The organism is Paenibacillus borealis, from assembly GCF_000758665.1.
Taxonomy (GTDB): Bacteria; Bacillota; Bacilli; order Paenibacillales; family Paenibacillaceae; genus Paenibacillus_AQ; species Paenibacillus_AQ borealis.
The window spans coordinates 1653991-1668047 of the sequence record NZ_CP009285.1 but is presented as its reverse complement, the minus strand read 5'-3'; the positions used below and the strand labels follow the sequence as shown (position 1 = coordinate 1668047).

Genomic DNA, 14057 nt, shown 5'->3' with positions numbered 1-14057 from the left:
TTTTCGGTAAATTGGTGATAGACTCGTTAAATATTCAAATTTTTCTGAAAAATAATGCACAATAGAGCAAACTTTCACTATTCAACCTGAGGTTAATTCTATAGAATAGTTATCAATCACATTTCCCGTTAACGCTAGCTTCATATATGACCTACACCAATGGAATATATTGCTGCTTGCCTGGCTCTTTGTCGGGCTGGGGATTTCAGATGCAATTGACAGAAAAGGAGAGAAAGAAATGTTCCGTTTCAAAAAATCAATTAGCCGCAAGTTTACGCTTCTGCTGTTTGTCGTTCTGTTACTCACTTCTCTTTTGCTAAGTATCAGCTTCTACTTCATATCCACCAACATCATTAACAGTTACGTTCTGCCACAGATCAATAAGTCTCTGACGGCCTCAGCCCAGGATGTATACAAGAACCTGAATGCTACAAGCGCGCAGCAGGCCCTTAACAAGAATGAACAGGCAGGAACTAATGTAGAATTCTATTTCGAGGAAAAGCGGAAGCAGCACGATGTGGAGACCATCTTCCTCATCGATCTGAAGGAAGGCAAAGCCACTGTCCTGGTCGCTGACCATAGCGCCAAGCTTAAGCGCGAGGAATCCATTGAGGTATTGCCTGCCATGGAGCAAGCCTCCAAGGGAAAAGCAGGACTTAGTGAAATCTATAGTGATAGCCATGGTATACATAAGAGTGCATTTGTTGGCGTTCCCGGCACCACAATGCTCGTTGGTGTAAGCTCGGATGTCGGCTTTATTCAGGAAAAGATGAGCAACATTCTGTGGACCAGTGCGGGAATCACCCTGCTGGCACTTATTGTCGGACTCTCCGGCGCTACACTGATGAGCCGCAGAATCATCCGTCCGATTAAATTGCTGGCAGCCTACAGCAACAAGCTGGCCGGCGGCGATTTCACCGAAGCACTCACGATTAAAGGCACCGATGAAGTAGGCCAGCTCTCCGAGAGCTTCCGGATCATGAGCGAGCGGCTAAAAGAGATGATCGGACATGTGCTGGATACATCAGGTACCGTAGTTGCCGATTCCAATGATCTGAAGGAACGCGTTCAGATTCTGAACAATATGGCCGAGCAATCCGCTATTTCCGTAGAGGAAATCGGTAAAGGCAGCACCACGATTGCTAGCAGCGCACTGGATAATTCCCGGGCTATGGATGAGATCAACATCGGCATCCAGCATATCGCTTCCGCTGCCGGTGAGGTCACGGAGCAGATCAGTGAAGCCTCCGCCGAAGCCATGGGCGGTAATGATATTGCCCAGAGTGCTGTGCAGCAGATGCGCCAGGTGGAACAGGCCTCGGTGCAGTCGCTGGAGCAGTTCCGCATCATGAATGAACGCTCCCTGATGATCGGGGAAGTTGTGCAGGGGATTACCGAAATTACGAAGCAGATTCAGATGCTGTCGCTTAACGCCTCGATTGAAGCAGCACGTGCAGGAGAGCATGGCCGGGGATTCGCGGTCGTGGCCGGAGAAGTCCGCAAGCTGTCAGAGCAATCCAAGGAATCCAATGAGCAGATCCGCGAATTCCTGCTTGGGCTTCAGGAAGATATGAACCACTCGGTATCTGAGATGAACCACGTGAATGCAGAAGTGGCTTCAGGTGTGAACAAGGTTGTTGAAGCGGGCAATGCCTTCAATCATCTGCTGATTCTTATTCAGAGCATCAACCATAGCATTCAGTCCGTATCTGCCGCTACCCAGCAGATTTCGGCAGGCACCGAAGAAGTCAGTGCCTCGGTGGAAGAAACGGCACAGATTACGGCCAAGTCGCAGCAGAGCGCCGATACGCTTGGCGAGAACTCCGCACGCCAGCACCAGGAGCTGGAAGGACACGCACTGACCGTCGAGCACCTGCACGAGCAGGCTGTGAAGCTGCAAAAGGCTGCCCAGCAGTTCAAAATTTAGCTGTAAAGCTGCTTAGCAGCAAAAATAAAAGCAGTTCCAAAGGCCACGCGGCTGTTGGAGCTGCTTTTTTGTATCTATTCTAATTCGTTGCTGGCAAATTGGGATTCTTAAGGCCGCGCTGTTTCAGCATAAATGTTGTTCGAAATAAATGTTGTACGAATTACAACTTCGATTCATAAATACCCGGGTTTTTAGAAGGATTGTTGTATGTAATACAATAATTTCTCTGATTTTCCGCTTGGAAAAGGAGAATTGCTGCAATTCGTACAACATTTTTGAATTAGGACCGATGTAATCGGCAAAATGTTGTATTTTGGGCAGGATTATAGGCTAATAGCTTAAATTCAGCTTATACAGATTATAGCAGGAGATGATTAGGGCATGTTCAGTGTCTTGGTGCCCAGAGGATGACCGAGACACCGATCACGCAGATCCCTGCGCCGATCCAGTCGTAGAGATCCGGTGTTTTCCGGTCCACCAGCCAGCCCCACAGCACAGCAAGCACGATAAATACACCGCCATAGGCTGCATATACCCGGCCAAAGGAAGGAAACTTCTGCAGAGTCGGGATAATGCCATACGCGATCAGAATTACTGAGCCTACCAATCCGTACCACAGCGGCCGCGATTCCCGCAGCCAGAGCCAGACCAGATATCCGCCGCCGATCTCGGCCAGTCCGGCAACAATAAACAGCAGAACCGCAGCAGCCACCCCTATTCCCCTCTTCCTCGCAAGCCCATAATGTTGTACACGGCATTCATATCCAGATGCGCTCTTACGGCATCCGCCAGCCGGTCAAACTCCTGCTCACGGAGCGCAGCTGCCGAGAAGGTTACCGTTAGCGGCGCCAGCCCCTTGGCTGTCCGTAATCCGTCCAGCCAGCTCCGGCGCAGCTTATCGTTGTGGAACAATCCGTGCAGATAACTGCCCCAGATTCTGCCGTCCGGGGTCCCCCAGCCTTCCGGCACAGCCTGCCCTTCCGGCCCGGCCAGCATGAACAGACTGCGCACGGAAGCAGCATCATGGTTCGTCGTCGTTCCCATATGTATCTCGTATCCGGTAATGGGCATCCCACCGATTGAGGCGAGCGCCTCGGTGCCTAGTTGCAGCGGATGATCCGCAGCCAGCGTTCCGCTGACGCGGACCGTGGTCTTCTGCTGCAGGAACGCCGTTGACAGCGGCAGATACCCGAGGCCCTCACTCTCACCCGGTTCAGTACTCTCAACCGCATGAGGATCAAGCAGCTTCAACCCCAGCATCTGATACCCGCCGCAGATTCCGGCAAGCTGCTGCGTCCCCTGCTCCAACGCACGCTCTATTGCCTCCGGGAACCCCTGCTCCCGCAAATACTGCAGGTCGGCCGCCGTATTCTTCGTACCCGGCAATATGATGACATCCGGCGTTCCCAGCTCGTCTGCTGACATGACATAGCGCACGGCAGTATCCGGTTCATCCGCAAGCGGATCGAAGTCCGTAAAGTTAGAGATCCGCGGATAGCGGATAACCGCGATATCAAGCTCCCTGGCGGATTCTTCGCGCAAACGTCCCGACGTTCCTTCCAGAACTACGGAGTCCTCTGCCTCAATCCGCAGCTGCGGCAGGAACGGAAGCACACCCAGTACCGGAATGCCTGTACGCTCCTCCAGCCAGTCCAGCCCGGGCTGCAGCAGCGATACATCGCCGCGGAATTTATTGATAATGAAGCCTTTGACCCGGGCCCGTTCATGCGGCTCCAGCAGCTCCAGCGTCCCGACGATGAAGGCAAACACGCCGCCCCGGTCAATATCGGCAACCAGCAGCACCGGCGCATCCGCCCAGCCGGCCAGATTCATATTGACGATATCCCGCGCCTTGAGGTTGATCTCAGCGGGGCTGCCTGCGCCTTCCATCAGTACAATATCATAGGCCTCCCGCAGACGGCCAAGCGCATCCATCACCGTCCCTTTGGCTTCGGGGAGAAACTTCTCACGGTATTCTCTCGCACTGAGCGCGGCATGCGGCACACCATGCACCACGATCTGCGCACTCATCTCACCGGACGGCTTCAGCAGGATCGGATTCATGTCGCTGGTAGCTGTAATGCCGAAGGCTTCCGCCTGCATCCCCTGGGCGCGGCCGATTTCTTTGCCGTCCGCTGTAACATAGGAATTCAGCGCCATATTCTGCGATTTGAACGGTGCCGTGCGGTAGCCGTCCCGGGTCATAATCCGCCCAATGGCGGCGGTGACGAGGCTCTTGCCGACATCGGAGGCGGTTCCCTGCAGCATCAGCACGGTGGCTGGCCGCTGCTGGCCCGCTCCATCTGCAACTCCCGGCGCTGCCTGGGTGGTATCTGGCTTCAGCTTATCCGCTCCACCCGCAGGCCCCGGTGCGGCCTGGGCGGCTGCTGGCTTCAGCTTATCCGCTCCACCCGCAAACCCCGGCGCGGCCTGGGCGGCAGCCTTACATGCAGTTGTATCTTCCATGTTCATCTTCCTCGCTTTCTGGCTGCTGCCGGAGTTAAGAACGGCACAGTTGTAGTAGATCGCTGAGCCGGGCGGCGCTGGCCGCTACAGGTTGTGCTGCAGCAGCACCAGCACAAGCAGAACCACCGTCTCGAGCAGCTCTCCCAGCGCGCCGTAGACGTCGCCGGTGAGCCCGCCGAGCCGGCTGCCGATCCGCCGCGCTGCGAGCATGCCGCAGGCTGCCGCAGCCGCCGGCGCCAGGATGGCCGCAGCCGCCAGCTGCGGCCAGGCCCCGCTGCCCGCGCCGAGCGCCAGAGGCGCCGCGGCAGCGGCCAGCGTAAGCAGCGCGGCGCTTAGACGCGCGCGCCGCTCCAGCCGGGCAGGCAGCCCGCCGAAGCTGGCGGCCAGCCCTTCATTGCCGCGGGCCAGCGGATAGCGGGCCATGGCCCGCACCATGTACCAGCGGCTCCAGACCGGCGGCAGCAGGAGCAGCGGCAGCATGCTGTAGCTGCCGCCTTCGATCAATGCCGCCAGCAGCGAGGCCTTCAGCAACAGCAGCAGCACGCAGGCCAGCACACCCATAGCGCCTACGCGGCTGTCCTTCATGATCTCCAGCATCCGCTCTCGCGAGCGGTAGCTGAGCAGCGCATCGGCGCAGTCCATCCAGCCGTCCAGATGCAGCCCGCCGGTCAGCCCCACCCACAGGATGAGGGTGATGACCGCGGCAGGCCAGACCGGCAGCAGCCAGGCTGCAGCTGCCGCGCCTAATGCGGCGCTGAGTCCGATCGCTGCGCCGACCAGCGGATAATAGACCACGCTGCGGCGCAGCAGCTCAGGCGAGAAATCCGGGCTGTATTTGACCGGAAACCGCGACAGGAACTGAAAAGCGGCAGCAGCATCCCCCCGCGCGCTCACAGCAGGTACTCCCGGCTCTTCAGCTCTAGCGGTATCCCGGCCGTAACCAGAAATACCTGCTCACACTGCCGGGCAAGCCGCGCGTTCATCCGTCCGGCCAAATCACGGTACAACCGGCCGAGTGAATACTCCGGCACAATGCCGTCACCTACTTCATTGGTAACAAGAATTAGCGTCCCCTGGAAGCTGGAGACACTCTGCTCCAGTCCGGCAATTGCCTCTTCCACCAGCTGCTGCCGGTCACTGCGCTCCTCTACAGCCAGCAGCTGATTGGACAGCCAGAGCGTCAGGCAGTCCACCAGCACAGCCTGACCGCTGCCGGACTGCCGCTCCAGCAGCACCGATAGTTCAAGCGGCTCCTCCAGTGTCTCCCACCGGAAGCCGCCCTCCTCCCGTTGCTGCCGGTGCAGGGCAATCCGCGCCTTCATCTCTTCATCGAATGCTTGTCCGGTCGCCACATAAACCGCCTGCTGCGGGTCCGCCAGCTTCCGGGTTAAACGCTCGGCGAAGCCGCTTTTCCCGCTGCGTGCGCCTCCGGTTACGAGGATACTCATACGCTCTCCGACCCGGAAACCCCCGCGCTCTCGAAGGTCGCCATCTCCCGCATGATGCGGCAGACCGCTTCAATGAAATGCAGGCACAGCGCACCGCCGGTGCCTTCGCCGAGGCGCAGTCCGAGATCCAGCAGGGCCTCCAGACCGAGGCGGTCCAGCATCAGCTTATGCCCCTGCTCGCCTGAGACATGGGAAGCAATCATGTATGCCGTCGATTCGGGCGCCAGCGCCTTGGCTACCAGGGCTGCCGCACCGGAAATGAAGCCGTCCAGAATGACCGGAATCCGCAGGGCTGCCGCACCGAGAATCAGACCCGCCAGACCGGCAATCTCAAGTCCGCCTACCTTCGAGAGCACATCGATCGGATCTGCCGGATTCGGCGTATTCACCTGAAGGGCGCGTTCGATTACCGATATTTTGTGGCGCAGCCGCTCGTCGTCGATGCCTGTCCCCCGTCCGGCTGCCGTCTCTGGCGGAATACCTTCCAGTGCACATAACACTGCAGCACTTGCTGTAGTATTGCCGATCCCCATCTCACCGGTAATAAAAATCTCCGTCCCGTTCTTCACCGCTTCCTGAGCCACCTGAACCCCGGCCAGAATCGCGCGCAGCGCATCATCGCGGCTCATGGCCGGACCTGCCGCCATATTGTCCGTCCCGCGGCGCACTTTGCGGTCGATCAGCTGCGGATGGGTAATATCACCATTGATGCCGATGTCCACGAACTGAACTTCTGCACCGCCCTGGCGGGCCAGCACGTTCACTGCCGCGCCGCCGCTCAGGAAGTTATAGGCCATCTGCATCGTAACCTCCTGCGGAAAAGCACTTACTCCCTCACAACAGACCCCATGGTCCGCAGCCATTACTACTACTGTACGTTTGCTGTAACAGGGCTGTTCTACTTTGGAGATCCCGGCCAGCCGGACGGCCAGCGCCTCCAGCCGGCCGAGGCTTCCCGGCGGTTTGGTCAGACTGTTCAGGCGGAGCACCGCGCGTAAGGTAGCTTTTTCATCCGGCGGAGCGATCCGTCCGGTTACTTCTTGTATGGCTGTGATCATGATATTACCTCCTGTTTTCTATTATATATTCTATTGAAAACAATCCGCTTCCATCTGCTCGGCCTACCTCCACCAGAACACAAAAGAAGCTCCCCTGCTCTGAAGAAGGGAGCTTCCACTGACTTGGCTGCAAGCCAATTGACTTCGATCATATCCCTATTTCTTCCTTAAAGGATTATAGGTGATATAGATTGATCTTACAATTAGATTTTTACCTTCATGAAGCCTTCCAGCCGCTCCAGCGCTTCGGTCAGCTTCGCTGTAGAAGCCGCATAGGAGCAGCGGATATACCCTTCCCCGCCAGCCCCGAACACATGGCCCGGGACAACTGCGACCCCAGCCTCCTTCAGCAGCCTTAAGGCGAATTCCTCCGAGCTCATGCCGGTACGGGCAATGGAGGCAAAAGCATAAAATGCCCCCTGCGGCATATGGCAGGGCAGTCCCGCAGACCGCAGACCGTCCACAAATAATGTCCGGCGGTCTTTGAAGCAGGCCTTCATCCGGTCTTTATCCGGCAGCGCACTGCGCAAGGATTCAGCTGCGGCAATCTGTCCCAGCACGGGTGCGCACATGGCTGTGTATTGATGAATTTTGAGCATAGCCGCCAGCAGTTCGCGGTTCCCGCAGGCATACCCGACCCGCCAGCCGGTCATGGCAAAAGCCTTCGAGAATCCGCTGATCACCACCGTCCGCTCCTTCATGCCCGGGAGTGAAGCAATACTCACATGTGTGCTGTCATACGTCAGCTCGGCATAGATCTCATCCGAAATCACGATTAGCCCGTGCTCCTTCACCACTTCAGCTACCGGCAGCCAGTCCTCGTAAGTCATTACCGCCCCCGTAGGATTACTTGGAAAGTTCACCATCAGCAGCTTGGAGCGAGGTGTAATCGCTTGGCGCAGCGCTTCAGCTGTGAGCTTAAAGCCCTGCTCAGCCGTTGTCTCAACTGTGGCCAGCGTCCCGCCGTTCAGATAAGCGATAGGTGCATAAGCAACATAACCCGGAGAAGGAATCAGAATCTCATCACCCGGCGCGATGAAGGCACGCAGCGCCAAATCCACGGCTTCACTGCTCCCAACGGTAACCAATATTTCGTCCGCATGATCATACGTCAGTGCGAAGCCGTTCCGCAAATACCCGGAAATCTCTTCCCGGAGCTCCATCCGTCCTGCGTTGGGCGTATACGCTGTTTCCCCCTCGTTCAAAGCGCGGACACAAGCCGCTCTTACCTGTTCAGGAGTAGTGAAGTCAGGTTCACCAACCCCAAGTGATATAATATCGTTGTTACCCGCAGCCAGATCAAAAAAAGCGCGGATGCCCGAAGGCGGAATCTCCCTTAAGCGCGGAGTAACAGGGTCATTGTGCACGGAGATACGAGGGAGACGGTTTAGCGGCAGCGCGGATTGTACTCTTTTCATAACCTGACACCTCCCTGCTGTACCTGCTGTGCTGCCGCTGCCCCATCAAGCTCCCCGCGCTCCCGCATTGATCCGGTGATAATCTCATCCAGCAGCCGGGTGAATGAAATACCAGCCGCCTTTGCACTCTGGGGCAGCAGACTGGTTGCGGTCATGCCGGGCAGTGTATTCACTTCCAGCACATAAGGAATCCCGTCTACCAGCAGCATATCCACCCGGGCATACACCGCGCATTTCAGAGCCCTGTAACAGGCAAGTGCCGCCGTACGCACCCGTTCCTCGACCTCCGCAGGCAGCTGGATGATCTGCTCCTTCGCCCCGCCCTGCTCATATTTGGCGCTATAATCGAACCAGTCGGCACCGAGCGACTGAATCCCGATAACCGGCAGCATCTCTCCTCCGAGAATAGAGCAGGTAATTTCCTGCCCTGTGGTGTAGCGCTCGATCAGCACCGAGCAGTCTGCGGCAAAAGCCTTCTCCACCGCCCCGCGCAGCTCCTGCGGATGATTCACCTTGGTCATGCCGATGCTTGATCCGCCGGAATTCGGCTTCACCATTACCGGGTAACCCAGCCGGTCCACGGCTTCCGGGTCATATTCGTTTATGCTGTCCCAGCACAGCCAATCGGGTGTGGGAATGCTTTTGCTGCGGATGACCGTCTTGGCCAGCCCTTTATCCATGCAGAGACTGCTGGACAGCACGCCGCTCCCGGAATACGGAATGCCAAGCGTTTCAAGCGCACCTTGTACGGTGCCATCCTCGCCGTAGGTCCCATGCAGGGCGAGCAAAGCGAAGTCCAGCCCCGCGACTCCCTCCAGCAGCTCTTTCCGCGAGGTGATGGGGACCGGAATCCCGATGTATTTTGCCGGATCCAGCGCCTTCAGCATCTCCCTGCCGGTATTCATTGACACCTCATATTCAGACGATACGCCGCCCATAATGACACCTACTCTGATCATATCCGCACCTCTTCATCTCATTAGTTGCCGTGCTGTCCTGCCTATAATTTCAATTCCTCTGCGTATATCCTCATCCGCTACTCTGGAGAAACCCAGCCGCAGCGTATTCTGCCCTGTGCCGTCTGTGAAGAAGATGTCCCCCGCCGTAAAAATAACCCCCTGCCCGTGGCACGCCGCCAGCAATTCCCTTGTGTTGAAGCCTTCAGCGAACGTTACAAACAGATGCAGTCCCCCGTCCCCCGACAATGAGGCATAAGGAATATGCTCCTTGCAGCACGCCAGCGTCAGCTCGTATTTGCGTTTATACTCCAGCCGGGCCTTCTTCAGATACTTCTCCAGATTGCCGCCCAGCAGATATTGGTACAGGATCGACTGGTCGAGTGTCGAGGTATGGATACTGCGTGCCCTTTTGACACTTTCGAGATAATAGATCAGCTCCTGATCCGCCAGCACCCAGCCTACCCGCAGCCCGGGGAACAGCACTTTGGAGAAGCTGCCGAGGTAGACGACGCTATTCCCGCCGCCCGCCGCCGCGATTAACGGAGCCACATGGGCACCCGAATAACGCAGCTCCTCGTTGAAGCCATCCTCAATAACCGGCACCTTGTAGTCCTGCATGAGCTTCATCAGCCCTTGTCTTTTCTCGGGAGACATGACAATTCCGGTGGGATTGTGGTAGGAAGGGACCAGATACGCACAGTCATATTCCCGCTCATCGAGCGCACGCTTTAGTTCGCCGAGGTGGATGCCGTCCCGCTCCATCGTTACCCCGTGAATCCCGAAGCCGTGCAGCTTCAGATTCTTGACCGCCGTATGATGCGTCGGATTCTCACAGATTACAGCGCCATGCCGCTTACCGAGAGCAGTCAACACAATGTCGAAGCCCTCCGTGAAACCGTTCGTAATCAGCAGATCCTTCCCGCGCATATCCACGCCCTTGTGCTCCATATATTGCCGCAAATAATCTATTAAAGGTTTATATCCCTTGGCATATCCATAATTCAGCAGAACGTTGCCCTCTACGGACATGCGCTCCAGAAAGGCTCTTCGGACATGTTCCAGATCGAAGAGGCTCTCATCCGGCGCGATACTGGTAAAAGAAATCGTTCCTTTCTCTGCGCGGATCCCCCGCTTCATAATATCCAGTTCTTCCGCGAGCAGCGCATGGCCGCTGATCCGCTCTTTCCAGTCCATGCTCCAGGAGGCCGCTTCCGGACCTCCGTGCCCCGCCCCTGCGCCTGGTGAGACATAACTCCCCTGGCCCTGTACCGTATACGCGAAGCCGTCATCCTCCAGACTCTCATAGGCCGAGATAATGGAATTACGGCTGACCTTGAGGAGTGTACTGAGTTCCCGTGTTGAGGGGAGCTTCTGGCCGCCCTGGAGCGCGCTTTTGATAATAAGATGCTTCATGTAATCCTTCACCTGTATATATACCGGACGTCCGGCAATAAGCTTGAAATCCTTAAACATACCGCTATCGCCCCCATAGCTATCATGGCACAGACTCCGCCGTAAAAAAAGAACCACAGCCCCGGGATTTTCTTCCGGCTGTGGTTCTATGGCGGGACAATGTGTTCGGTTTTTCGCATACATTGAGCTCGTTAACCCTATCGGCGGCTCATTGTAGTCGGTTTTTCGTATACATTTGGCTAATTAACCCTATCGGCGGCATAATGTATTCGGTTTTTCGCATACATTTGGCTTGTTAACCCTCTCGGCGGCTCATTGTATTCGGTTTTTCGCACCCGAGTTATAGCGGTCCTTATTCCAGCCGTGGGAGCTACACTTCGCGCGGTATCATGCGCCAGGCTCCTTCATCCTTCCGAAGTTTTAGTACAGTGACTTCACCCGGAGCGGGTGCAGCTGCTGTATAGAAGGTTACTCCTTTGGTCAGACGTGCCAGCAGCAGCCGGATGATGCCGCCGTGAGTCACAATCAGCACGCGCGGAGGCGGGGGATTGGGTGATGAGTCTGGCACTAGTGGAATGGCCGCAAATGGAATCGGCACTCGTGAATCTGGTGCTGGTGGAACTATCACAGATGAAATGGGCACTGGTGAATCTGCCACTGGTGGAACGGCCGCTGGTGGAACCACCCTTGGTTCGCTGGTTTCAAGCCAGGGCATCCCCCCGTTAATGCTTGTATACTCCAATTCCTGCTCCTGCTGAGCCCAGAAATCATCCACCCGGGCTTCAAACTGCTCCCACGATTCCCCTTCCGGCGGTGTCACCAACTGTGGATGGTCAATCCAGCTGCGGTAATGCCCGTTATCCTTCAGTTGCTCATAATTGCAGCCTTCCCAGGCGCCGAAATCCAGCTCGCGCAGGCGTGGATCATAGACTGCCTGCTGCTCCAGGTGCGGAGCCATGGCTTCCAGTGTCTCCCTGCATCTGCGCAGGTCACTGCAATAGACGCGCCAGAATTCCCCGCCGAGTACAGGCTGGTCGCTTAGTGCGGACAATTGCTGCCGCGCCTCCGGCAGGAGCGGTAGATCCGTACTCCCTAAATAGCGCCGTTCCTTGTTCCACTGCGTGTGACCATGGCGGATAAGCACCAGCTCCAATTCCCGTTGAGGTTCCTGCTCCTGCTCCAACTCCAGTTCTAACTCCTGCTCCAGTTGAGGCTCCCGCGCCAGCTCCTGCTCCAACTTCTGCCCTAGCCCCAGCTCCAACTCCTGCTCCAACTCCCGCCCCAGCCCCAGCCCCAGCCCCAGCTCCAGCTCCAACTCCTGCTGCGGTGCCGGGCTACTTAGAGCGCTGCAGCCAGCCGGAGCCGAATCCTTCAAGCGGCTGTCCTTGTCCTTATCCCTGTCCGTATCTTTGCCCTTATCCTTGCCCTCATCCTTATCTTTACCCTTGCCCTTGCCCTCGTCCTTGCCCTCGTCCTTGTCCATCTGCACTCCGCTCAGCCTCCAATCCCGTTCCATAACAAGGCAACCGCTGCACATAGACAGACAAATATGGCCGAAGACAGCATCATCATCCGCGAAGTCACAATAATATCCTCCGGCTCCATCGTCCGCAGCGGATCGCCCATGTAAGCGCGGAAGGAGGTTACACCGTGGTATACATTCTCTCCGCCCAACCGGATGCCTAGCGCTCCGGCGACTGCTGATTCCGGGTAGCCGCTGTTCGGGCTGGGATGAAGACGTGCATCCCGCCGCACGGTACGCCAGCATCTCCGCCAGTCCAGCCGCAGCAGCGCCGCACATAAGGTTAATAATAGCGCTGTAATCCGTGCCGGTATGTAATTCGCGACATCATCCAGCCGGGCGGATGCCCAGCCGAGGTCGCGGTATTTGTCGTTCTTGTAGCCGACCATGGAATCCAGCGTGTTCACGGCACGGTAGGCCATAGCCAGCGGAGCCCCGCCCAGCAGGGCGAAGAACAGCGGCGAGATGATCGCGTCGACGATATTCTCCGCCACTGTCTCCACTGTGCCGCGGACGATTTCCGGGCTCTCCAGGCGGGCCGTATCCCGGCCGACGATCATCCCCAGCGCTCTGCGGGCAGCGGGAATATCCCCTTGGCGGAGTTCTGCGAATACCGCCATCCCTGCATCCTTCAAGCCTTTGGAGGCAATCGTTGTAGAGATCAGCCACACTTCGGCCGCCCCGGCCAGCCAGGGTGATATCCGGTAGAGCAGCATGACAAGCAGCGCTGTCAGTGCCCAGGCGCCTCCTGCTACCAGGAGCGGAAGCAGGAGCCCTGCCCGCTTCAGGGCACGGGGCCTTGCTGCGAAGCGGCGGATAAGCCGCTCTATCGCGCTGATGGCCTTCCCCATATAGATAACGGGATGGGGAAGATTACGCGGATCACCGACAATCCGGTCCACAACATAAGCGGCCAACAGTATGATGGCGAGCTTCACCTTGGCTCACCCCGCTGCAGTTCCTGGCGGTCCATCTTCATCATTCCAGACATTATCCCCGGCCGCCTTTCGATTGCTGCCCAGGCTGCCCTTGCAGTTCTGGCTGTGCTGCTTGTGCTCTCAGCACCGCTTCCGCCGCTTTCACCGAACGCAGGCTTTCCGTCACCGCACTGTACACCAGCCTGCCGATGGCTCCGCCCAGGTCGGTCGCTGTTCCGGCGTAGACATGCTCCGCTGCATAGCGATGGCTTCCGCTCACCGCGAGCACGATCGCATCCGTGGTGGTTCCGGTTGCGGTTAGCCCATTCTCGGAATCCGTGATTCCGAGATCTGCCAGTGCGGCAGCCTTCGCTTCCGTGGCCGTCATCACGGCGTTAACCATGGCAGACGGCGACAGCCAGCCGTCAATGCCAAGCATGATGTTGATCGTGCCCGGGCGGTAAGCCGCCAGCACGCTGCGCTGCGACCCGGCCCGGGCGGCATTGCCCGCAGCCGCTGTCACGCAGCACATTATCCCCGCAGAGCCGGTATCCTCCTCGGCAACAGCAGCATGCTCAAGCGGAACTGCCGTCATCAGTCCGGCACAGCCTTCCAGCGGGTATCCCCATTCCTGCAGCTTATTCTCCATATCCCGTACCGGATTGCTGCATTCGTAGTCCCGGGTGACATATTGATTCACCGCCCGCTTGAGACGGCCTGTTCCCCCGCCATACACCGCGCTTGATATACTGTCCGCTTCAGCCGGAAATTCCAGCAGCAGATGGCCTTCCCGCCATTCCAGTGTTAATCCCTGCCAGACCCTGCTCCGATACACCGTCAATCCACCGTCAAGATTAAAGGGTAGTTTCACCTGCACTTCTTTCACGTTCCATCCGCTCCTCTCACACAATAGACTATTCATAAACCGA

At 57.3% G+C, this 14057-nt stretch carries 12 protein-coding genes; 1 reads left to right on the top strand and 11 read right to left on the bottom strand.

Annotated features, from left to right (window positions below; translation table 11 throughout):
• Positions 1 to 238: 238 nt before the first annotated feature.
• A complete protein-coding gene (locus tag PBOR_RS07130; RefSeq protein ID WP_042211079.1) occupies positions 239 to 1927 on the top strand; it encodes a methyl-accepting chemotaxis protein in 1689 nt (562 codons plus the stop codon).
• A gap of 385 nt (positions 1928 to 2312) precedes the next feature.
• Here the strand turns inward: PBOR_RS07130 and PBOR_RS07125 are convergent, their stop codons facing one another.
• The 11 genes from PBOR_RS07125 to PBOR_RS07075 all read right to left on the bottom strand — a co-directional run bounded on the left by PBOR_RS07125 (position 2313) and on the right by PBOR_RS07075 (position 14014).
• A complete protein-coding gene (locus PBOR_RS07125) occupies positions 2313 to 2639 on the bottom strand; it encodes a YnfA family protein (protein ID WP_042211078.1) in 327 nt (108 codons plus the stop codon).
• A gap of 2 nt (positions 2640 to 2641) precedes the next feature.
• Entirely contained in the window at positions 2642 to 4195 is a 1554-nt protein-coding gene (locus tag PBOR_RS07120) for a cobyric acid synthase (protein ID WP_042219049.1), read from the bottom strand.
• A 282-nt stretch (positions 4196 to 4477) separates the two neighbouring features.
• Entirely contained in the window at positions 4478 to 5287 is an 810-nt protein-coding gene (cobS, locus tag PBOR_RS07115) for an adenosylcobinamide-GDP ribazoletransferase (RefSeq protein WP_042211077.1), read from the bottom strand.
• Positions 5284 to 5841 (bottom strand): bifunctional adenosylcobinamide kinase/adenosylcobinamide-phosphate guanylyltransferase, encoded by a 558-nt coding sequence (gene cobU, locus PBOR_RS07110; RefSeq protein WP_042211076.1) that lies wholly within the window; start codon positions 5839 to 5841, stop codon positions 5284 to 5286. The genes cobS and cobU overlap by 4 nt, the downstream gene beginning before the upstream one ends.
• Entirely contained in the window at positions 5838 to 6899 is a 1062-nt protein-coding gene (cobT, locus tag PBOR_RS07105; protein WP_042211075.1) for a nicotinate-nucleotide--dimethylbenzimidazole phosphoribosyltransferase, read from the bottom strand. Before cobT ends, cobU begins: the two co-directional genes overlap by 4 nt.
• A 203-nt stretch (positions 6900 to 7102) precedes the next feature.
• Entirely contained in the window at positions 7103 to 8317 is a 1215-nt protein-coding gene (locus PBOR_RS07100) for an aminotransferase class I/II-fold pyridoxal phosphate-dependent enzyme (protein WP_081971939.1), read from the bottom strand.
• Positions 8314 to 9276, bottom strand: coding sequence for a D-alanine--D-alanine ligase (locus PBOR_RS07095; RefSeq protein WP_281192294.1), 963 nt, complete (start codon positions 9274 to 9276; stop codon positions 8314 to 8316). The genes PBOR_RS07100 and PBOR_RS07095 overlap by 4 nt, the downstream gene beginning before the upstream one ends.
• 12 nt (positions 9277 to 9288) lie before the next feature.
• The gene (locus PBOR_RS07090; protein WP_042211074.1) at positions 9289 to 10749 is read right to left on the bottom strand and encodes an aminotransferase-like domain-containing protein; all 1461 of its coding nucleotides are present in this window, start codon (positions 10747 to 10749) and stop codon (positions 9289 to 9291) included.
• A gap of 310 nt (positions 10750 to 11059) precedes the next feature.
• Positions 11060 to 12205, bottom strand: coding sequence for a histidine phosphatase family protein (locus PBOR_RS07085; protein WP_218918886.1), 1146 nt, complete (start codon positions 12203 to 12205; stop codon positions 11060 to 11062).
• On the bottom strand, positions 12184 to 13149 hold the full coding sequence (gene cbiB / locus PBOR_RS07080; protein ID WP_042211073.1) for an adenosylcobinamide-phosphate synthase CbiB: 966 nt from the start codon (positions 13147 to 13149) through the stop codon (positions 12184 to 12186). The genes PBOR_RS07085 and cbiB overlap by 22 nt, the downstream gene beginning before the upstream one ends.
• Positions 13150 to 13201: 52 nt before the next feature.
• Positions 13202 to 14014 (bottom strand): adenosylcobinamide amidohydrolase, encoded by an 813-nt coding sequence (locus PBOR_RS07075; protein WP_245648071.1) that lies wholly within the window; start codon positions 14012 to 14014, stop codon positions 13202 to 13204.
• Positions 14015 to 14057: the final 43 nt, after the last annotated feature.

Coding starts and splice junctions, on each gene's coding strand:
- PBOR_RS07130 (WP_042211079.1), top strand. CDS start 239: ATGTTCCGTTTCAAAAAATCAATTAGCCGCAAGTTTACGCTTCTGCTG.
- PBOR_RS07120 (WP_042219049.1), bottom strand. CDS start 4,195: ATGCTGCAGGGAACCGCCTCCGATGTCGGCAAGAGCCTCGTCACCGCC.
- cobU (WP_042211076.1), bottom strand. CDS start 5,841: ATGAGTATCCTCGTAACCGGAGGCGCACGCAGCGGGAAAAGCGGCTTC.
- cobT (WP_042211075.1), bottom strand. CDS start 6,899: ATGATCACAGCCATACAAGAAGTAACCGGACGGATCGCTCCGCCGGAT.
- PBOR_RS07100 (WP_081971939.1), bottom strand. CDS start 8,317: ATGAAAAGAGTACAATCCGCGCTGCCGCTAAACCGTCTCCCTCGTATC.
- PBOR_RS07095 (WP_281192294.1), bottom strand. CDS start 9,276: ATGATCAGAGTAGGTGTCATTATGGGCGGCGTATCGTCTGAATATGAG.
- PBOR_RS07090 (WP_042211074.1), bottom strand. CDS start 10,749: ATGTTTAAGGATTTCAAGCTTATTGCCGGACGTCCGGTATATATACAG.
- PBOR_RS07085 (WP_218918886.1), bottom strand. CDS start 12,205: ATGGAACGGGATTGGAGGCTGAGCGGAGTGCAGATGGACAAGGACGAG.